The 23155-nt window shown below is 32.1% G+C and carries 13 protein-coding genes; 12 read left to right on the top strand and 1 reads right to left on the bottom strand.

Features of this window, described 5'->3' with window-relative positions:
* Nucleotides 1-39 precede the first annotated feature (39 nt).
* From FHS04_RS08425 to queG, 4 genes are all read left to right on the top strand, one after another.
* Entirely contained in the window at nucleotides 40-1830 is a 1791-nt protein-coding gene (locus FHS04_RS08425) for a cytochrome c oxidase subunit I (protein WP_027879455.1), read from the top strand.
* Between the two features lie 67 nt (nucleotides 1831-1897).
* Nucleotides 1898-2920, top strand: a complete 1023-nt coding sequence (ruvB, locus tag FHS04_RS08420; protein WP_027879454.1) for a Holliday junction branch migration DNA helicase RuvB — start codon at nucleotides 1898-1900, stop codon at nucleotides 2918-2920.
* A 16-nt stretch (nucleotides 2921-2936) separates the two neighbouring features.
* Nucleotides 2937-4265: a cytochrome P450 gene (locus tag FHS04_RS08415; protein WP_106677455.1), complete on the top strand. Its 1329-nt coding sequence runs from the start codon at nucleotides 2937-2939 to the stop codon at nucleotides 4263-4265.
* A 2-nt stretch (nucleotides 4266-4267) separates the two neighbouring features.
* A complete protein-coding gene (gene queG / locus FHS04_RS08410) occupies nucleotides 4268-5188 on the top strand; it encodes a tRNA epoxyqueuosine(34) reductase QueG (RefSeq protein ID WP_106677457.1) in 921 nt (306 codons plus the stop codon).
* Here queG and FHS04_RS08405 read toward each other — a convergent pair.
* Complete coding sequence (locus FHS04_RS08405) at nucleotides 5172-6203, bottom strand: LacI family DNA-binding transcriptional regulator (RefSeq protein WP_106677459.1); 1032 nt, start codon at nucleotides 6201-6203, stop codon at nucleotides 5172-5174. The two genes, queG and FHS04_RS08405, sit on opposite strands and share 17 nt — an antisense overlap.
* 155 nt (nucleotides 6204-6358) lie before the next feature.
* On the opposite strand from FHS04_RS08405, the gene FHS04_RS08400 reads away from it, so the two are divergent.
* The 8 genes from FHS04_RS08400 (at nucleotide 6359) to sov (ending at nucleotide 23102) form a co-directional block, all read left to right on the top strand.
* Nucleotides 6359-8974, top strand: coding sequence for a TonB-dependent receptor (locus FHS04_RS08400; protein ID WP_106677461.1), 2616 nt, complete (start codon nucleotides 6359-6361; stop codon nucleotides 8972-8974).
* A 74-nt stretch (nucleotides 8975-9048) separates the two neighbouring features.
* Nucleotides 9049-9402 carry a glutaredoxin family protein gene (locus FHS04_RS08395; protein WP_181256108.1) on the top strand — a complete coding sequence of 118 codons (354 nt, stop codon included), beginning with the start codon at nucleotides 9049-9051 and terminating at the stop codon, nucleotides 9400-9402.
* A 5-nt stretch (nucleotides 9403-9407) separates the two neighbouring features.
* Nucleotides 9408-10706: an MFS transporter gene (locus tag FHS04_RS08390; protein ID WP_027879449.1), complete on the top strand. Its 1299-nt coding sequence runs from the start codon at nucleotides 9408-9410 to the stop codon at nucleotides 10704-10706.
* Nucleotides 10707-10709: 3 nt separating this feature from the next.
* Entirely contained in the window at nucleotides 10710-11873 is a 1164-nt protein-coding gene (locus tag FHS04_RS08385; RefSeq protein ID WP_106677465.1) for a glycoside hydrolase 100 family protein, read from the top strand.
* 1 nt (nucleotide 11874) lies between these two features.
* Nucleotides 11875-12786, top strand: coding sequence for a carbohydrate kinase family protein (locus tag FHS04_RS08380; protein WP_106677467.1), 912 nt, complete (start codon nucleotides 11875-11877; stop codon nucleotides 12784-12786).
* 146 nt (nucleotides 12787-12932) lie between these two features.
* Nucleotides 12933-15230, top strand: a complete 2298-nt coding sequence (locus FHS04_RS08375; protein WP_106677469.1) for an NADP-dependent malic enzyme — start codon at nucleotides 12933-12935, stop codon at nucleotides 15228-15230.
* Nucleotides 15231-15281: 51 nt separating this feature from the next.
* Nucleotides 15282-15863, top strand: a complete 582-nt coding sequence (gene ruvA / locus FHS04_RS08370; RefSeq protein WP_027879445.1) for a Holliday junction branch migration protein RuvA — start codon at nucleotides 15282-15284, stop codon at nucleotides 15861-15863.
* Nucleotides 15864-15869: 6 nt separating this feature from the next.
* Nucleotides 15870-23102 carry a T9SS outer membrane translocon Sov/SprA gene (gene sov / locus FHS04_RS08365; protein ID WP_106677470.1) on the top strand — a complete coding sequence of 2411 codons (7233 nt, stop codon included), beginning with the start codon at nucleotides 15870-15872 and terminating at the stop codon, nucleotides 23100-23102.
* Nucleotides 23103-23155 lie beyond the last annotated feature (53 nt).

Genomic DNA, 23155 nt, shown 5'->3' with positions numbered 1-23155 from the left:
AAAAAGAAAAATTTTAATTAAAGAAAAGATTATTAGATTATGTCAGCACACGTAGAAGCACATGCACATGACGATCATGGTCATCACCATAAAGAAACATTTATAACTAAATATATATTTAGTCAAGACCATAAAATGATTGCCAAGCAGTATTTAATTACTGGGCTTATAATGGGAATTATTGGAGTTGTAATGTCTTTAATGATGCGTATGCAAATTGCATGGCCTGGAGAACCTAACGCTTTCCTTCAAACCTTTTTAGGTAAATGGGCTCCAGACGGTGTAATGAGCGCAGATATTTACTTAGCTTTAGTAACAATTCATGGTACCATCATGGTATTTTTTGTATTAACAGCAGGTTTAAGTGGTACTTTTAGTAACTTATTAATACCATTACAAATTGGAGCAAGAGATATGGCTTCAGGTTTCTTAAACATGGTGTCTTATTGGTTATTCTTTGTATCTTGTGTAATAATGGTTGCTTCATTTTTTGTTGAAGCTGGACCAGCAGCAGCAGGTTGGACTATTTATCCTCCATTAAGTGCTTTACCTATGGCTCAAGGTGGATCTGGTCTTGGTATGACATTATGGTTAACCTCTATGGCTATTTTTATTGCTTCTTCTGCTTTAGGATCATTAAACTACGTTGTTACAGTATTAAACCTTAGAACAAAAGGTATGTCTATGACTAGATTACCTTTAACAATTTGGACATTTTTCGTAACTGCAATTATTGGTATTGTTTCTTTCCCGGTATTATTATCTGCAGCTTTATTATTAATAATGGATAGAAGTTTTGGAACATCATTCTTCTTATCAGATATATTTATTCAAGGTGAAGTTTTACATTACCAAGGAGGATCTCCTGTATTATTTGAACATTTATTTTGGTTCTTAGGTCACCCAGAAGTTTATATCGTATTATTACCAGCATTAGGTATTACCTCAGAAATTATTGCAACCAACTCACGTAAACCTATATTTGGATATCGTGCCATGATTGCTTCAGTTTTAGCAATTGCATTTTTATCGACAATTGTATGGGGTCACCACATGTTTGTATCAGGTATGAATCCATTCTTAGGTTCAGTATTTACTTTTACAACATTATTAATTGCAATTCCTTCTGCTGTAAAAGCATTTAACTATATTACCACATTGTGGAAAGGTAACTTACAGCTTAATCCAGCAATGTTATTCTCTATAGGTTTAGTTTCTACCTTTATTACAGGTGGTTTAACAGGAATTATTTTAGGAGATAGCGCATTAGATATTAACGTCCACGATACATATTTTGTAGTAGCTCACTTCCACTTAGTAATGGGTATTTCTGCACTTTATGGTTTCTTTGCAGGTGTTTATCACTGGTTCCCTAAAATGTTTGGTAGAATGATGAACAAAAACTTAGGTTACGTTCACTTCTGGATCACTGCAGTTTGTGCTTATGGTGTATTCTTCCCAATGCACTTTATTGGTATGGCAGGATTACCAAGACGTTATTATACAAACAGTGCATTCCCATTATTTGATGATTTATCAAATGTGAACGTTGTTATTACTGTATTTGCTTTAGTAGGTGGAGCTTTCCAAATCGTATTTTTCTATAACTTCTTCTCTAGTATTTTCTACGGAAAGAAAGCAGAACAAAACCCATGGAAGTCTAACACTTTAGAATGGACTACTCCAGTAGAGCATATACACGGTAACTGGCCAGGAGCAATCCCAACTGTACACAGATGGGCTTACGATTATAGTAAACCAGGACATGATGACGACTTTGTTCCTCAAGATGTACCTTTAAAAGAAGGAGAAGAAGAGTTACAACACTAATCATCACTCTAAAATATTTAAAAAGCCTTTCTAAACAGAAAGGCTTTTTCTTTATATTTGCTTTTGTATGAATGAAAACCTAGATCCAACAAACGATAATTTTTCTCCTGAAGAATTTGATATCGAAAAAACTTTAAGACCTCTAAATTTTAGCGATTTTACAGGTCAAGATCAGGTATTAGAAAACCTCCAAATATTTGTACAAGCAGCCAATAAAAGGTCAGAAGCATTAGACCATACGCTTTTTCATGGTCCACCAGGTTTAGGTAAAACGACATTAGCCAATATCTTAGCTAATGAGCTTAATGTTGGTATTAAAGTGACTTCTGGACCAGTTTTAGATAAACCAGGTGATCTTGCAGGACTTCTTACTAACTTAGATGAAAGAGATGTTCTTTTTATAGATGAAATTCATCGTTTAAGTCCAATCGTAGAAGAGTATTTATATTCTGCTATGGAAGACTATAAAATTGATATTATGATTGAGTCTGGACCAAATGCAAGAACCGTTCAAATCAATCTAAATCCGTTTACTTTAGTTGGCGCTACAACTCGTTCAGGATTGCTTACAGCACCTATGCGTGCTCGTTTTGGTATTCAAAGTAGATTACAATATTATAGTACCGAATTATTAACAACAATCATACAACGTAGTGCAGACATTTTAAATGTACCAATTTCTATGGAAGCTGCAATTGAAGTTGCAGGTCGTAGTCGTGGTACACCAAGAATTGCTAATGCATTATTGCGTCGTGTTAGAGACTTTGCGCAAATAAAAGGTAATGGATCTATAGATATCAAAATAGCTAAATATGCTTTAGAAGCTTTAAATGTTGATGCTTATGGTTTAGATGAAATGGATAACCGAATTCTTTCTACCATAATCGATAAATTTAAAGGTGGACCAGTCGGTATAACAACCATTGCTACAGCAGTTAGTGAAAGTTCAGAAACTATTGAAGAAGTTTATGAGCCATTCTTAATTCAGCAAGGTTTCATTATTCGTACGCCACGAGGAAGAGAAGTAACTGAACTAGCCTATAAACATCTTGGAAAAATAAAAGGACCAACACAAGGCGGTTTGTTTTAAGAAAAGAATAAAATTTATGAAGCAACAAACACATATTCCTGAGGTTTCATTGCTTCAGTTTATAAAACATTCTTTCAAAATTCTAAAAAATCCGTTACCATTTCATCATAGAAATTTTAATAAATATGGTGATATTTTTAGGCTTAATATTGGCGCAAAAAATCATATTTTCTTTTCTCGTGATGCACAATTAGCTATTCACGTACTTCAGAAAAATCAAAAAAATTATACAAAGTCAAAAATTCAAACTAAAGATTTATCAAAATATGTTGGTAAAGGACTATTAACTGCAGAAGGAGATCATTGGAAAACGCAGAGAAAACTTATTCAACCTGCATTTCATAAAAAAAATCTTCAACAGTTATTAGATACGATTCAGTCTGCAATTAATACTGAGTATGATAAAATTGAAACCAATAAACCTATAGATGTCTTTCCTATTTTTAATGATTTAGCGTTTCAAACTGTAGTTAAATCTTTATTTAGTAGTGCCGCAAATGAAGACGAGATAAATAGACTACAACACATTACTGAAGAAGTTCAGAAAATGTTGGTCAAAGAGCTTAGACAACCGTACCTAGGTTGGTGGTTTAAAATAAGTGGTACATTACAAGATTACTTAGATTTAGGACAAGAGTCTAAAGATATTTTAAAACGAATTGTAAACCAACGCCAACAATCTAGTGTTAAGTACAACGATTTATTAGATATGTTGTTGTCTGCAAGATATGATGACGGTTCTTCAATGGAAGAGAAGCAGCTGTTAGACGAAATTTTAATCCTATTTGTAGCAGGTCATGAGACAACATCAAATGCGCTAACATTTACTCTACAACTATTAGCGTTACATCCTGAATGGCAAGACAAAATTTATAATGAAATAAAAGCGAATGAAGATGAGCAAGACTTGATGAATCAAGTAATGAATTCAAAAATTTGTCAGCAAGTTTTAGAAGAATCTATGCGTTTGTATCCGCCAGTTTATTTTATTGACCGAGTAAATATTGAGGACGATAATTTTAAGGATTATCATTTTAAAGCGAATTCAAATTTATTGTTTTCGGTTTTCGAAATTCATCGTCATCCAAAACTTTGGAAAGAACCAAATAAGTTTTTACCAGAACGATTTGAAGATGGTGGTAGACAATTTTCTTCACAATATTTTCCTTTTGGAGCTGGACCAAGAAAATGTATTGGTAATAATTTTGCAATGTTTGAAATGATTATAGCAATAAACGAAATTATAAAACGCTACAAAATCAAGCCAGAATTTAAATCTATAGATATTTTGCCTCTTATTACTTTAAAACCAAAAAATGCTATCTTAAATTTTGAAGCTAGATAATATTGAATACTAAAACTAAATACACGCAATTAATTAAAACCGAAGCAAAACGTCTCGGTTTTTTGTCGTGCGGAATTAGTAAAGCTCAATTTTTAGAAGAAGAAGCGCCACGTTTAGAAAAATGGTTAAATAAGAATATGCATGGTCAAATGTCGTATATGCAAAATCATTTTGATAAGCGTTTAGATCCAACAAAATTAGTAGAAGATTCTAAAAGCGTCATTTCGTTATTACTTAATTATTACCCAGAACAAACGCAAATAGAAGATAGTTACAAGCTATCAAAATACGCATACGGTACAGATTATCATTTTGTAATAAAAGATAAATTAAAGCAACTTCTAGCATTTATAAATGAAGAAATAGGAGAAGTCTATGGTCGTGCTTTTGTAGATTCTGCACCAGTTTTGGATAAAGCTTGGGCAGCAAAAAGTGGGTTAGGTTGGATAGGCAAACATAGTAACCTATTAAGCCAAAAAACGGGCAGCTTTTATTTTATTGCAGAACTAATTATAGATTTAGAGTTAGATTACGATAACCCAACAACTGACCATTGTGGGACATGTACAGCTTGTATAGACGCGTGCCCAACACAAGCAATTGTAGAGCCTTATGTGGTAGATGGAAGTAAATGTATTAGCTATTTTACTATCGAGTTAAAAGACGAATTACCGTCCAATATGAAAGACAAATTTGACGATTGGATGTTTGGATGTGATGTGTGTCAAGATGTTTGTCCATGGAATAGGTTTAGTAAACCTCATAATGAACCATTATTTAATCCGCATCCAGAATTGCTATCTATGACTAAAAATGATTGGCAAGATATTACCAAGGATGTTTTTAATAAACTATTTAAAAAATCAGCGGTAAAACGTACAAAATTTTCTGGTTTACAAAGAAATATTAACTTTTTAAAATAGGTTTAGTAGAGTTTCTAACTATTAAATCTGTATCTAATACAACCTTTTTATATCTAAATTTCTCATTTTTCTTTTTAGCTTTAATTTCTTTATATAAAACTTTAAAAGCTTCTTTACCCATTTTAAATCCTGGTTGATTTATGGTTGTTAGAGAAGGAGATACAACTGTAGACATAAACCAATTACTAAATCCAACTATAGAAATATCTTCAGGAACTTTTATATTCATTTCATTAAAAGCAGTAATTGCTCCGATAGCAACTAAATCTGTATTTACAAAAATACCATCAACATTTTTATGTTCTTCAACTAATTTTTTTGCATAATATTTCCCTTCTTCAAAACTAACATCATTTAAAACATAAACTAGTTTAGAATCGTAAGGTATGTTAAAATCTTCTAGTGCTTTTTTGTATCCTAAAAATCTATCAATTGAGTTTTGAGGTAGCAATGGACCTCTAAAATGGGCAATTTTTTTACAACCAATTTCAATCAAATACTTTGTAGCTTCATAAGCAGCTTTTCTATCATCAATAATTACCTTCGAGCAGTCAATAATTTTTGCAATTTTATCAAACATAACTAAAGGTGTATCATTATCTATAACCTCTTTAAAATGATCAAATTTAGAAGTGCCATTTGCTATAGAAACTAAAATTCCATCCACTCTTTTATTTTGTAATAGCTCTAGTTGTTTCTTCTCTAGCTCATAAGACTCATTAGACTGTAAGATTATAACTAAATACCCTTTTTTTTCTGCCTGCGCAATAATACCCTTAATAACACTAGAGAAAAAATGATGTACAATTTCAGGAACTATTAACCCAATAGTTTTAGACTCTTTAGTTCTTAAATTTACTGCAAAAGAATTTGGTTTATAATTCATCTCTTTAGCAGTTTTAAGAATAAGCTTTTTGGTTTCAGGATTTACATCAGCGTAACCTTTTAAAGCTTTAGATACAGTAGATACAGAAACATTAATTTTTTCTGCAATTTCCTTTAAAGTAGTTGGCATTTTACATGTTTTTGTAAAAGTAACTAAAATTTACGAAAACGTTTTTGTTATTTTCGAAAACGTTTTCGTTTAGAAATTTATATTTTTATTAAGATCTAGTTATAAATTTGACAACAAACAACTAATAATTTTGAATATTTAAAACTCATTACATGATGAACACGATTAAAACAAAATGCTTTTTAGCAGTTTCTTTTTTCTTTTCATTATCGTTTGTATTGGCCCAATCAACGATAAAAGGAAAAGTTAAAGACCTTAGCGGTACACCAATACCAGGTGTTAATGTAATTTTAGATGGAACAACCAAAGGATCTCAAACAGATTTTGAAGGTAATTACACGATTTCTAACGTAGAAAATGGTACTTACATTGTAAAAGCATCATATTTAGGGTATGCATCGCAATCTAAAAATGTTTCAGTTAATAATGCAGATGTAACATTAAATTTTGATTTAGAAGAAGATACAGAATCTTTAGATGAAATTATTATAACAGGTGTTACTAATCCTAGATCAAAAATTGAATCTAGTGTATCTGTAACAAGTATGAAGCCTAAGGTTATTGCTCAGTCAGCGCCTCGCACAACTGCAGAAATTTTTAGAACGATACCTGGTATAAGATCAGAATCTTCTGGAGGAGAAGGTAACTCTAATATTGCTGTTCGTGGTGTACCAATTTCTTCAGGTGGATCAAAATATGTCCAACTACAAGAAGATGGATTACCAGTGTTGTTATTTGGTGATATTTCTTTTGGTACCGCAGATATTTTTACAAGATTTGATTCTAATGTAGCGCGTATAGAAGCAATAAGAGGTGGATCTGCATCTACATTAACATCAAATGGACCAGGTGGAATTATAAACATTATTAGTAAAACCGGAAAAACAGAAGGCGGTAACTTAGCAACAACAGTTGGTTTAGATTACAATTCTTTTAGAGCAGATTTTGATTACGGTACTAAAGTAGGAGAAGATTTATACTTGCATACAGGTGGTTTTTATCGTGTAGGAGAAGGTGTGAGAGAAACTGGTTTTACGGCTAATAATGGAGGTCAATTAAAATTAAGTTTAACAAAAGAATTTGAAAAAGGTCAAATTAGAGTTTATGCTAAATATTTAAATGATAAAGCAGCAGCTTACTTACCAATGCCAATGAAGGTAACAGGAACAAATAGTAATCCAGATTGGAGTAATGCACCTAATTTTGATGCAACAACAGGATCTTTACACTCGTCAAATTTATTACAAACAGTAGGTTTAGGTGCAGACGGACAGTTAAGAAGAGGAGATGTAAGAGACGGTATGCATCCTAAATCTACATCTGTAGGTATGGAAGCAAAATTTGATATAGGTGAAGGTTGGAAAATTAAAAACAACGCAAGATTTTCTGCAAATAACGGAAGCTTTGTATCTCCATTTCCAGCAGAAGTTGCTTCAGCATCTTCAATAGCAGATAGTTTTGGAGCAGGATCAACATTACAATTTGTAGATGGGACAGCAGTCCCTACGAACAGTTTAGTAGCTAGAATACATATGTTTGATGTAGAGTTAAACAACTTTAACAACTTTATGAATGATTTTAAACTTCAAAAATCTTTTGAAGGTGTAGATTTAACTGTTGGTTACTTTAAATCTTTACAAAATGTGTCAATGTCTTGGTTATGGAATTCTTACTTACAAGAAGTTAATGATGATAACGCAAGATTAATAAATGCATTTGACGCATCAAATAATCCATTAAGTGAAAACGGATTGTATGCTTACGGAGTTCCGTTTTGGGGTAACTGTTGTACAAGAAACTACGATACACAATACAATGTTTCTGCACCATATGCTAACGTAACAGTAGAAGCTACAGATCAATTAACTTTTGATGCAAGTGCAAGGTATGATAAAGGTAGAGTAGATGGTTCTTTTGCTGGCGCAGTAACAACTCAATTTGATGTTAATAATGATGGAGTTATTTCTGTACCAGAACAAAGCGTAGCTGCAATAGATAATGCTAATGTAACACCGGTAGATTACGATTACGATTATTTTTCATACTCAATAGGAGCAAACTTCAAGATTAAAGAAAACCAAGCAGTTTTTGCAAGATATAGTAAAGGTGCTTCAGCAAAAGCAGATAGAATTTTATTTTCTGGATTAAACTATACAGACGGAGATAGAATAAACGCTTTAGACTTTATTAGACAAGCAGAATTAGGTTTTAAACAAGGATTTAAAAACGGAGCTTTGTATGCAACTTTCTTTATGGCTAATACAGCCGAAGAAGGCGGTTTTGAGGCTTCTACAAATAGTATCATAGAAAATGATTATAAATCTAAGGGATTAGAAGTAGAAGGTTTTTACAACTTTAATAACTTTAACTTACGCGGTGCTGTAACTTACACAGATGCAGAAGTAGACTCTGGTGCTAACGAAGGTAATACACCAAGGAGACAACCAGACTTTATTTATAACATAATGCCATCTTATAACTTTGGTCAAACAAAACAAAACTCTATAGGATTAAGCTTTACTGGTCAAACAGAAGCTTATGCGCAGGATAATAACGAGTTAGTAATGCCAGGCTTTGTTATAGTAAGTGGTTTTGCTAACGTTAAGATTACAGATTCACTTTTTGCTAACATTTCTGCTAACAATATTTTTGATAGTATAGGTGTAACAGAGGTAGAAGAAGGAAGCATTGTAGAAAATCAAGACAACTATGTTAGAGCTAGACCTTTACCAGGAAGATCTATGACACTTGGTTTACAATATAAATTTTAAAATTTATTTGATTTGATTGATAAAAATAGGTTGGTATTTAAAAAAGTATCAGCCTATTTTAAATAAAGCTTACTGTGAAAACAATAATTCTAAATACTTTTTTTTCATTAATATTTCTTTTCAATACAAGTGTAATTGAAGATCAAAACCAATTTAAAAATAATAATATTCAAGATGTAATAATAGTTTATGGAAGTGATACTTGCCATTACTGTTTGGATACAAAAACATTTTTAAATAAAAACAATATTAAGTATACGTACTATGATATTGATGAAAATGAAAAAGCATTAAATGAAATGCTTAATAAACTAAGAGAAAAAAAAATAAGTGTTTCAGATTTAAAGATACCGGTAATAGATAAAAACGGAAACATCTTTACAAATAACATTAAGTTTGAAGATTTTTTAAATAAGATAAAAGAATAAACGTAATGCTAAAAAAACCAAAATTAAGTTTCTGGCAAATACTAAATATGAATGTTGGGTTTTTCGGAATCCAATACAGTTTTGGTTTACAACAAAGCGCAGTTACACCTATTTACGATTTTCTAGGAGCAAGTCCTGATCAAATCCCAATACTACATTTGGCAGGACCGGTTACAGGTTTAATTGTACAACCATTAGTTGGTGCTTTAAGTGACAAGACTTGGCATCCTAAGTTAGGTAGACGTAAGCCTTTCTTTTTAATAGGAGCAATATTATGTAGTATAGCTTTGTTAGCTTTTCCGTTTAGTAGTTCATTATGGATGGCTGCTGGTTTGTTATGGATTTTAGACGCAGGTAACAATACTGCTATGGAGCCCTACCGTGCTTTGATTGCAGATAAATTAAGCGAAGAGCAACAACCACTTGGTTTTCAAATGCAAAGCTTTTTTACAGGATTTGGACAGACGTTAGCTAATTTATCTTTATTTATTTTTCCTTTAATTATAGTTGGTACCACAGGTTCATTACCTTCATGGGTCTATGCATCTTTCTTTTTAGGATCTATATGTTCTATCGGATCTATTTTGTGGAGTATGAGTAAGACTAAAGAAGATCCACCAACAAAAGAAGAGTTAGAGTTAATAAGAAGCAATGATAAAGGAATTTTTCATCCATTATTAGAGATAATAGAAGCTATCAAAGATATGCCAAAAGTAATGTGGCAATTAGCTTTAGTATATCTATTTCAGTGGTATGCATTATTTTGTTATTGGCAAAATTCTTCAAAAAGTGTAGCGCTTTCTGTCTGGAATGCTACACCAAGTTCTAATCCAGATGCATATGCAGAAGCAGTTGGTTGGACAGGATTAATTAACGGCTGGTATAATATTATAACATTTTTAGTTGCTTTTGGTTTAGTATATCTAACAAAAAAAATAAAACCAAAACATGTACATGCTATCTGTTTACTTGTAGCAGCAGTTGGTTTTTTTGCATTTCCAATTATAGAGAATAAAAATTTATTGTTTGTGGCAATAACAGGATTTGGTATTGGCTGGGCAAGTATGATGGGTATTCCTTATTTAATTGTTGTATCAGACATACCAAAAGAAAGATACGGAGTTTATATGGGAATTATCAATATGATGATAGTTATACCAATGATTATTCAAACATTGTCGTTTGGATACATACTTAAACACTTTTTAGGTAATGATCCAAGAAACGCAATAACTTTTGCAGCAGTACTATTGGTTATCAGTGCTGCGTTAACATTAATTATTAAAACAAAAAATAAAGCTTAATATATGCACTACGAAAAGTCCATAGAGTTACTTTTAAAATGCAGTACAGAAAAAGGATTTGTTGCAAGCGCTCAAGATATTTCAAATTATAAACGTGTTTGGGCTAGAGATGGAGTAATATGTGGTTTATCTGCTTTAGCTTCTGGACATAGAGAGTTAATAAAAACATTTAAAAACACATTACTTACACTAGCAAAGCATCAACACGAAGTAGGTACAATACCATCTAATGTAGGTGTTTTAAAAAAAGATGAATCTGTAAGTTATGGTGGATTAGCAGGTCGTGTAGATGCTGCTACTTGGTTTGTAATTGGTGTTTGCCAATACGCTAACTATACAAATGATTTTGCTTTTTTTAATGATTTAAAACCAAAAATATATAAAGTATTACAGCTTTTAAATGCTTGGGAATTTAATAATAAACACCTAATGTATATTCCGTTATCGGGTAATTGGGCTGACGAATATATTACCGACGGATATGTCTTATACGACCAACTATTAAGGTATTGGGCAATACAATCTTTTAATTATTTAGAAAACGATCAAAGCTTAAGTAATAAGCTTATTCAAATAAAAAATCAAATTAAAGCAAACTTTTTTCCTAATTCTAATAAAGAAAAATTTCATGATCGTGCCTATAATGCAATAAAGATAGATTCATTTTTACCATGCTCATTCTCACCATCAGGATATAAAACTAACTACGACGCGTTTGCAAATGCATTGCTGTTAATTTTAGATTTTGGAGATAAAAAATTTAAAAACAAACTAATAGATTACAGTTTAGAATTAGCAGAATCTACAAAATTAGGTTTGCTACCTGCTTTTTGGCCAGTTATAAAACCAAACGATCAACATTGGGATTTACTTAAAGATAACTGTAAATATGAATTTAGAAATTACCCATACGAGTTTCATAACGGTGGTAGTTGGGCAATGGTTAATGGTTTTTTTGGATTAGGACTACTTAAACAAGGAAAAACAGAACAAGCAAAAAAAATACTTAAAAATATAGATAAAGTTAATCAAGTTGAAGATTATAAGTTTTACGAAAACTTTAATACTAAAACAACAGAACCTAACGGAGTGCCTTATTGCGCATGGAGCGCAGCAGCATCTGTATTACTTACTCAGTCTATAAAACAACAAATAAAATTTATTTAAATTGAAAACTATAGATATTTTATGCGTTGGTGAAGTATTGTTAGATTTTATTGGAGAAGAAGCTAATAAAACAGTACAAACAACAAGCGCATATAAAAGATACTTAGGAGGATCTCCTACAAATGTTGCAGTAAATGCAGTAAAGCTAGGCTTAAAATCTGCATTAGTTGCTACTTGTGGTAATGATGGATTAGGACGTTTTGTAGAAGATAAATTAACCAAAAGCAATGTAGATGTAAGTGCATTAAATAAAACTGAAGAGTATCCAACATCTATCATTTTAGTGTCAAAATCTACAGAAACTCCAGATTTTTTACCATTTAGACAAGCAGATTTTCATATAAATGAAAGTCAAATTTCAGAACAATTAATAGAGTCGTCAAAAATTTACCATACAACTTGTTTTGCGTTAAGTAAAAATCCGGCAAGAACAACAATTCTAAATAAAGCAAAAAAAGCAAAAGAAAAAGGATTGTCACTTAGTATAGATGTAAATTATTCTGAAAAAATTTGGCCAAACACAGAAGAGGCAATTTCTGTAATTAAAGAATATTTAAAATTAGATCCTTTAGTAAAATTAAGTTTAGATGATTGTAAGCGATTATTTAAAGAAGATAAAAAAGACCAATTTATTTTTGATTATTTTCATTCTTTAGGTGCATCAGTAGTATGTTTAACAAAAGGAAGTGAAGGAGTTGTGGTATCTGATAAGTCTGGAGAGTTAGTAGAAAAAGCAAGCTTAAAAATAGAAAATATTAAGGACGCAACAGGAGCTGGTGATGCTTTTTGGACAGGTTTTTTATATAGTCAATTAAATAATAAAAATTTAGAGGATAGTGTTGATTTTGCTCAAAAAATAGCAAAACAAAAACTTCAACACGTTGGAGGTTTACCTAATCATGTTAAGTTTTAAAAAAAATATTCATAATTTTATGAAAAGCTACCTATTAAAGGTGGCTTTTTTTATACACTAATTTTAAGCAAACAATTATATAGCTTACATTTGTAATTCAATTTAAACTTAAAAAAATTCCGCGTAAGCAGAAACATTATATCCTTATGAGTAAACAAAGTAGACGTCGCGAAGCTTTAGTATATCACGCAAAGCCAACTCCAGGAAAAATTAAAGTAGTACCAACAAAAAAATATGCAACTCAAAGAGATTTGTCTCTTGCATATTCACCAGGTGTTGCAGAGCCTTGTTTAGAAATAGAAAAAGATAAAAATAATGCCTATAAATATACTTCTAAAGGAAATTTAGTAGCAGTAATATCTAACGGGACAGCAGTTTTAGGATTAGGAGATATTGGTCCAGAAGCTTCAAAACCAGTAATGGAAGGTAAAGGTTTATTATTTAAAATCTTTGCAGACATTGACGTATTTGATATAGAAGTTGATACAAAAAATGTAGAAGAATTTATCCAAACCGTAAAAAATATAGCTCCAACCTTTGGAGGGATAAATTTAGAAGATATTAAAGCGCCAGAAGCTTTTGAAATAGAGCGTAGATTAAAAGAAGAACTGGATATTCCAGTAATGCATGATGACCAACATGGTACTGCTATTATATCTGCAGCAGCATTATTAAATGCTTTAGAGTTAGCAGAAAAAAAGATAGATGAAGTTAAAATTGTAGTAAGTGGTGCAGGTGCAGCTGCTATCTCATGTACAAGACTATATCAAGCTTTTGGAGCAAAACGCGAAAACATTGTCATGTTAGACAGTAAAGGTGTAATTAGAAGCGATAGGGATAACTTAACAGCTCAAAAAGCAGAGTTTGCAACCGATAGAAAAATAAATACATTAGAAGAAGCAATGCAAGATGCAGATGTCTTTATTGGCTTATCAACGTCAGATATTGTAAATCAAGATATGTTACGTTCAATGTCTGTAAACCCTATTGTATTTGCTATGGCAAATCCAGATCCAGAAATAGCCTATGATTTAGCAATAGCAACTAGAGAAGATATTATAATGGCTACAGGACGTAGTGATCATCCTAATCAAGTAAATAACGTATTAGGTTTCCCATTTATTTTTAGAGGTGCATTAGATGTTCGAGCAACAAAAATTAACGAAGCTATGAAAATGGCAGCAGTTAAAGCTTTAGCAGATTTAGCTAAAGAGCCAGTGCCAGAACAAGTAAATATAGCTTATGGCGAAACGCGTTTAGCATTTGGTAAAGATTATATTATACCAAAACCATTTGACCCAAGATTAATTTCTGAAGTACCACCAGCAGTAGCAAAAGCAGCTATGGAAAGTGGCGTAGCAAAAGAACCAATTGAAGATTGGGAAAAATATAAAGACGAATTAATGCAACGTCTTGGATCTGATAACAAATTAATGCGATTATTATTTAATCGTGCTAAGATGAATCCAAAGCGTGTTGTATTTGCAGAAGCAGATCAGTTAGACGTACTAAAAGCAGCTCAAGTTGTATATGAAGAAGGTATTGCACATCCAATTTTGTTAGGTCGTCAAGAAGAAATAGAGCGTCTTAAAGAAGAAATAGAGTTTGATGCAGAAGTGCCTATTATAGACCCAAAATCAGATGAGCAGTTAGAGCAAAAAAATAAATATGCTCAAGTCTATTGGGAACAACGTCAAAGACGTGGCGTAACTCTTTTTAATGCACAAAAGATTATGCGAGAGCGTAATTATTTTGCAGCTATGATGGTTAACGAAGGAGATGCAGATGCTGTAATTACAGGATATTCTCGTAGTTACCCTTCTGTTGTAAAACCAATGTTAGAACTATTTGGTTTAGCACCTGGTTCTTCAAGAATAGCTACAACAAACTTAATGATGACACAACGTGGACCATTATTTTTAAGTGATACGGCTATAAATGTAGATCCTTCTGCTAAAGATTTAGCTAGAATAGCTCAGATGACAGCAAAAACCATGAAAATGTTTGGTTTAGAGCCCGTAATGGCAATGACCTCATATTCTAATTTTGGATCATCAACAAATCCAAGAGCATCAAAGGTAAGAGAAGCTGTAAGTTACCTACATAGAGCCTATCCAGATTTAGTAGTAGACGGAGAGTTACAAACAGATTTTGCTCTTAATAGTAAAATGCTTCAAGACATTTTTCCTTTTTCAAAATTAGCAGGACGTAAAGTAAATGCATTAATATTTCCTAATCTAGATGCAGCTAATATTACTTACAAGCTTTTAAAAGAATTGAATAAAGCAGATTCTATAGGACCAATTATGATGGGTATGAAAAAACCTGCTCATATACTACAATTAGATGCAAGTGTAGACGAAATTGTAAGTATGGCAGCTATAGCTGTAATAGATGCTCAGCAAAAGCAAAAACTAGAAGAAAGTCTAAGGAATAAGAAGTAATTTTGAGTAAGAATAATTTTATTACATTTGAGGGTTTAATAGGGCTATTTTATGATTACTCATATACAAGGTAAATTAGTAGAAAAAAATCCTACAGATGTTGTAATAGATTGCAACGGTGTAGGATATTTGTTAAATATATCACTTCATACTTATTCTCAAATACCAGACCAAGAAGCATTAAAACTGTATACACATCTTCAAGTTAGAGAAGATGCACATACACTTTTTGGATTTGCGTCATTGGCAGAAAGAGAAGTATTCAGGTTATTAATATCTGTAAGTGGTATTGGTGCAAATACAGCAAGAACGATGTTGTCTTCGTTAACTCCAAAGCAAATTAGAGAAGGTATTGCAACAGAAGATGTAGCTTTGATTCAATCTATAAAAGGAATTGGAGCAAAAACAGCACAAAGAGTAATCATAGATCTAAAGGATAAGATTCTTAAAATCTATGATATAGACGAAGTTTCTGTTAAAGAAAGCAATACAAATAAAGAAGAAGCGTTATCTGCATTAGAAGTTTTAGGTTTTGCTAAAAAGCAAGCCGAAAAAGTTATAGATAAAATAGTGGCTCAACAACCAGATGCCAACGTAGAAACTATAATAAAACTAGCACTAAAAAATTTATAATTTATTTTGAATACAGCTCAACATAGTTTTTATAAATCCACACTAACTAACCTATTTACCACTTTTTTATTATTATTTAGTGTTGTTATTGTAGCTCAAGAAACTCCAGAAACAGAAACCGATAGTACCAAAACAGGCTTTAATTTAGGGCAAATACAAATGCCTAATCCAAGCAGTATTGTTTCAAAATACACTTATGATGCTTTAACAGATAGATATATCTATACAGAATCTGTAGGAGAGTTTAATATCAATTACCCAATAATTTTAACACCACAAGAGTATCAATCTTTAGTAGATAAAGAAAACATGCAATCTTATTATAAAGAAAAGATTGATGCTTATGATGGAAAGAAAGAAAACTCAGAAGAAGCTCAGAAAAATCTATTGCCAGAGTTTTATGTAAATTCAGGTTTTTTTGAAAGCATTTTTGGAGGAAATACTATTGAGTTTATCCCTCAAGGATCCGTAGAAATGGATTTAGGTATCCTTTTTACAAAGCAAGATAACCCTTCATTTTCACCAAGAAACAGACGTAACTTTACTTTCGACTTTGACCAACGTATTAGCTTAAGTATGTTGGGTAAAGTAGGAACACGTTTACAAGTAAATGCAAATTACGATACACAGTCTACGTTTGATTTTCAAAACGTAATAAAATTAGAATATACACCAACAGAAGACGATATCATTCAAAAAATTGAAGTTGGTAACGTTAACATGCCTTTAAACAACTCATTAATTTCAGGAGCTCAAAGTTTATTTGGTGTTAAAACGCAACTTAAATTTGGTAAAACAACAATTACAGGTGTGTTTTCAGATCAAAGATCAGACACAAGATCTGTAGTTGCTCAAGGTGGCGGAACTTTAGATGAATTTGATTTTTTTATTAGAGATTATGATGAAAACCGTCACTTCTTCTTAGCACAATATTTCCGTAACAACTATGATAAAGCATTAGAAAACTACCCGTTTATTAATAACAATATTCAGATTACAAGAATAGAAGTATGGGTAACAAACAGAAGTAATCAAACGCAAAATGTACGTAACGTTGTAGCGTTTCAAGATTTAGGAGAAACAGGTGTTATAGGTAATACTGGTGTAAATGTTTATCAAGGTCCAAACGCATTTCCGGATAACGGAAACAATGGTTTAGATCCAACAATTATTGGGCAGCCAATGTCTCAATTAACAGATGCAGTAAGAGATATTGCTACCGTACAAAACGGAATTTTAATACCTGGTTTTAACGAAGGTTTCGACTTTGCAAAACAAGAAAATACCAGAAAGTTAATAGAAGGACAAGAATATAAAGTAAACACACAATTAGGATATATTTCTTTAAATCAAAGACTTAATAACGATGAAGTTTTAGCAGTAGCTTATCAATATACTGTTGGTGGGCAAGTATTTCAAGTAGGAGAATTTGCTAACGATGGTCTTGATGCAACAGATGTTAATACCAACTCTCAAGGTCAAGTAACTAATGTAACTAACAACGCATTAGTTTTAAAACTTTTAAAAAGTAGTATTACTAGTGTACAGCAGCCAATTTGGGATCTAATGATGAAAAACATTTACGATACCGGAGCTTATCAATTAAGTCAAGAAGATTTTAAGCTTAATATTTTTTATAACGAAGCTGCACCACTTAACTATATCACACCAGTAGAAGGTACATCTTTTCCTACTGTAGATTTAGATAATAATCCAACAACAGATGATGAGGTTATACAAGAAACTACGCTGCTAAGATTATTCAATTTTGATAAATTAAATTTTAATAATGATCCTCAAATAGGAGGAGACGGATTTTTTGATTTTGTATCAGGAATAACTGTAATACCAGAAAATGGTAAAATAGTTTTTACTAAAGTAGAACCGTTTGGACGTTATTTATTCGACTTATTAGATGATGATGGTAACCCAGGTGATAATGCTGCAGATTATGAAGCAGATACTTACACTAACCCAAACCAAGAAAAATACGTTTATGACTTGTTATATAAAGCAACAAAAACAGCTGCTTTAGACGAGTCCGAAAAAAATAAATTCCAAATAAAAGGACGTTACAAATCGTCTGGTGGTGATGGTATCCCGATTGGAGGATTTAATGTGCCAAGAGGATCAGTACGTGTACAAGCAGGAGGAAGAGTGTTAGTAGAAGGTGTAGATTATACAGTAAATTATCAGTTAGGTAGAGTATACATTATTGATGATGCTTTAAAAGCCTCTAATACTCCTATTCAAGTTTCGACAGAAAATAACTCAATCTTTGGGCAACAAACTAAACGTTTTACAGGAATAAATGTAGAACATCGTTTTAACGAAAACTTTGTGGTTGGTGCTACGTATTTAAATCTTAACGAAAGACCTATTACTCAAAAAGCAAACTATGCTACAGAGCCTATAAACAATACAATTTTAGGGTTTAATGGTAATTATTCTACAGAAGTTCCATTCTTTACAAGACTTGTTAATAAGCTACCAAATATAGATACAGATGCACCATCAAATTTTTCTGTTCGTGGTGACTTTGCATACTTACTACCAGGTGCACCAAAAGGAACTAATTTTAATGGAGAAGCTACTGCATATATAGATGACTTTGAAGGTACTCAAAACGGAATTGATCTAAAATCACCTCAAGCTTGGACACTATCTTCTAGACCTTTAAATTTAAATAACACGACAGCTTTTGATGCTGTAGGTATAGAAAATGGTTATGGTAGAGCAATGTTAAATTGGTATTCTATAGACCCAATTTTCTACGGAAGTCAAAGACCATCAGGTATCTCAGATGATGATATGTCAAGCCTTTATACAAGCCGAGTATTTGTAAACGAACTTTTTCCGCAGCAAGATATAGCTCAAGGACAAACTACAGTTATTAATACTTTAGACTTAGTTTATTATCCAGATGAACGTGGTCCGTACAATTTTCAACCCGGTTCTGAAAATGGAAATACAGTAAACCCTGAAGAGAGTTGGGCAGGTATAACTAGACAAATAACATCTACAGATTTTGAGCAATCTAATGTTGAGTATATCGAGTTTTGGCTTCAAGATCCATTCCAAGAAAATCCATCTAATCCAGGAGGTAAATTATTTATAAATCTTGGAAGTATTTCAGAAGATATCTTAAAAGATGGACGTAAACAATATGAAAACGGTTTACCACAAGACGGTAATATTAGTTTGTTGCCTCAAACAGCTTACCAGTCTGTAGTACCACAAAACCAAGCGTTAATTTATGCATTTGATACGACAGGAGATGAAAGAACTAATCAAGATGTTGGATTTGATGGTTATAATGATGCAGAAGAAGCAGCTAATTTTCCAGCAGCATTTTCAGGAATAGCAGATCCAGCAAAAGATAACTACAACTATTATTTAAATGCTGAAGGCGATTTGTTTGAGCGTTACAAACAATATAACGGTGTAGATGGTAACTCTCCAGATTTCTTTAGCGATACTAACAGAGGATCAACAACACAACCAGATGTAGAAGATGTTAATCGTGATAATACTATGAATACTATTGATAGCTATTATCAATATGAAATAGAAATAACACCAGCTACATTAAACTTAGATAACGAATTTATTGTTGATACTAAAAATGTTAACGGAAACAGTAATCCAAGAGTTTTACCAAACGGAGATACCGCTTATCCAAAATGGTATCAATTTAGAATACCAGTAAGTTCTGGTGAAGCTGTAAATGGTATTACAGACTTAAGATCTATAAGGTTTACAAGACTATTCTTAAATGGCTTTGAGCAACCTACAGTATTTAGATTTGGTACATTAGATTTAGTAAGAAGTGATTGGAGAAGATTTAGATTAGCATTAGATGGCGGTCCAACAGATCCAACATTTGAAGATACAGATTTTAGTGTAGGTGCAGTAAGTACACAAGAAAACGAAGGTAGTTATGTATCGCCACCAAGCGTAGTTCCAGAACAATTAAATAATAACAATACCATTGTTAGGCAAAATGAGCAGTCTTTAGTCGTTAAAGTATGTGATTTAAAAGCTAAAGATGCTAGAGCTGTATTTAAGAATATTGCAATAGATATGCGTCAATATAAAAAGTTGCGTATGTTTATGCATGCACGTCAAGGCGAAACACCAGGCTTAGGTGATAATGAGATGGTAGGGTTTATAAGAATGGGTAACGATTTAACCCAAAACTATTATCAAATAGAAATTCCATTAGAAGTTTACAACGGAGGCGGTACAGCAGAAGATTTTTGGCCAGAAGTAAATGAAATAAACTTAAAGCTAGAGGTTTTACAACGCCTAAAAGCTTTAGCTATTAGTAACCAAACCTTAACAAGTGGTCAGGCTAATTTTTATGATGTTGTAGGAGATGATTTAATAGAGGTTCCTTTTTCTGAACAATTTGAAGGTTATGTATCTGGTCAACATCGTGTGGCAATAAAAGGTAACCCTAATTTTGGAGATATTAGAACCTTAATGGTTGGTGTAAAAAACGCAACTAATAGTAATTTATGTGGTGACGTTTGGTTTAATGAGCTAAGACTTTCAGACATGAATAACGAAGGTGGTTGGGCTGCCGTAATGAGTGTAGATACTAATTTGGCAGACTTTGCAACAGTAAGTGCTACAGGTAGAATGAGCACTTCTGGTTTTGGAGACATCAACCAAGGACCTAGCGAGCGTAGCTTAGAAGATGTAAAACAATATGATGTTGTAACCAATGTTAATATTGGTCAATTATTACCAGAAAAATGGGGGTTACAAATACCATTTAATTATGGTCAAGGAGTAGAAGTGGTAACACCAAAGTTTGATCAACAATACGAAGATTTAGAGCTTCAAACACGAATGGACGAAGCTGCAGACGATGCAGAACGTGATCAAATTTTAGAACAATCCGAAGAGTATACTAAAAGAAAAAGTATCAACTTTATTGGAGTTAAAAAAAATAGAACAGGAGAAGCAAAACCTCGTTTTTACGATGTAGAAAATTTAACACTTAACTACTCTTACAACAAAACAGAACATAGAGATTTTGAAATTAAAAACTCTGTAGACAAACAAGTAAGAGCAGGCGTTAATTATGCTTATAATTTTGAACCAAAAGTAATTGAGCCATTTAAGAAAAATGATTCTTTATTTACTGGAGAATATTGGAAGCTATTTAAAGATTTAAACTTTAATGTGTTACCTGCTAGTTTTACTGTAAATACAGATTTAAACCGTCAGTATAATAGGCAAAAGTTTAGAGACATAGATTTAGGAGGTAATAATATTGGATTAGAAGAACTATATAGAAGAAACTATACTTTCGACTATCAATACAATATCAACTGGAATCTTACAAAATCACTTCAACTTAACTTATCTGCTTCAAATAACAATATTGTTCGTAATTATTTTAAAAACAATATTATTAACGGAGAACCAGATCCTATGCTAGATGTTTGGGACGGTTTCTTTGATTTTGGAGATCCAAACCGTCAACAACAACAAGTTGGTATTAATTATGAAATTCCTTTTGCTAAAATCCCAACCTTAAACTTTATAAAAGCAACGTATAGTTACTCTGGGTTATACCAGTGGCAAAAAGGATCTGATTTATTTGGTAATCTAACAGCAGATGATGGTAACACCTACGATTTAGGTAACTCAATTTCTAATGGTAATTCACACAATATTAATTCAACTTTAGACATGAATAAGTTGTATAAATATTTGGGTATAGCAAAAAAGAGAAGTCCAAGACGTAGTAATAGAGTTAGTAGGTCACGTGGTGCACAACCACCAGCAGTTGCCAATAAAGATGAAAAAGCAAAACAAAAGAAAAAAGGAGATGGTTTTGGAGCCAAACTAGGTAACTTTGGTATAGGAATATTAACATCGATTAAACGTATACAAGCTGTTTATAGCGAAACTAATGGTACATACTTACCAGGATACTTACAAACACCAGGTTTTTTAGGTACATCAAAGCCAACATTAGGTTATACATTAGGTAGTCAAAGAGATGTGCGTGATCTTGCAGCAAGAAATGGATGGTTAACCATCTTCCCAGATTTTAACCAACAGTATACGACTAACCAAACTAAACAGTTAGATTTATCTGCAAACTTAGAGCCGGTTAAAGATTTAAAAATCGATTTAATTGGATTTAGGACTTATGCTGAAAATTATACAGAAAACTATCGTATAGAAAATGACGAGTATGTTTCCTTAACACCAAATACTTACGGTAACTTTAGCATATCAACATTTACATTACCAACAGCATTTAGTAAAAGTGATGAGAATGGATCTCAAGCATTTGATGATTTTAGAGCAAATAGAATTGAAGTAGCAAAACGTTTAGCCACGCAAAGAGGAATTGATGTTACAGATCCTGTAAATCTAGATGCAGAAGGTTATCCAAAAGGGTTTGGTAAAACAAGTCAACAAGTATTATTGCCATCATTTGTTAGTGCATATACAGGAAGAGGAGCTAACAAAACACCATTAGATGCATTAAGAGATATACCAATTCCAAACTGGGATTTAAAGTACACAGGTTTTATGAAGTTTAATTGGTTTAAAAAACGATTTAAACGTTTCTCTTTAACACACGGTTATCGTTCAACATATACCATTCAACAGTTTAGAACAAACTTAGATTATACACCAATAGATTTTACAGTAGATTATGATTCTCAACCAAATGAAGCTTTAGATCAAGCAGGAAACTATAAAGCAAAAAGTTTATTAAGCGGTGTAACTTTAACAGAAATGTTCAGCCCATTATTCCGTTTTGATATGGAGATGAAAAACTCAGTAAGAGTACTTTTAGAGATGAAAAAAGACCGTATGCTATCATTAAGTTTTGATAATAATCTAATGACCGAAATTGCAGGAAACGAGTATACGGTAGGATTAGGCTACCGCCTTAAAGACGTACGCATAAAATCAAAATTAGCAGGACCAAGACGATCAATAGTATCAGATTTAATTATGTCTGCAGACTTGTCTGTAAGAGATAACAAAACAATAATTAGATACTTAGATGTAGACAACAACCAAATAACAAACGGTCAAACCATTTGGGGATTAAAATACAATGCAGAATATGCTTTTAGTAGAAACCTAACAGGTATTTTTTACTTCGATTATACTTTCTCAGAATATGCAATTTCAACAGCATTTCCTCAAACAACAATTAGATCAGGTTTGACACTTAGATATAATTTCGGAAATTAGTAATTCTTTATTTGAAATTATTACTCATTTAAATACATTTGTAGCAACTTAAA

Origin of the sequence: Mesoflavibacter zeaxanthinifaciens subsp. sabulilitoris, assembly GCF_014191595.1 — a bacterium.
Classification (GTDB): Bacteria; Bacteroidota; Bacteroidia; order Flavobacteriales; family Flavobacteriaceae; genus Mesoflavibacter; species Mesoflavibacter zeaxanthinifaciens.
The sequence above is the reverse complement of the archived record's forward strand: the minus strand, read 5'-3'. Positions and strand labels throughout refer to the sequence as shown.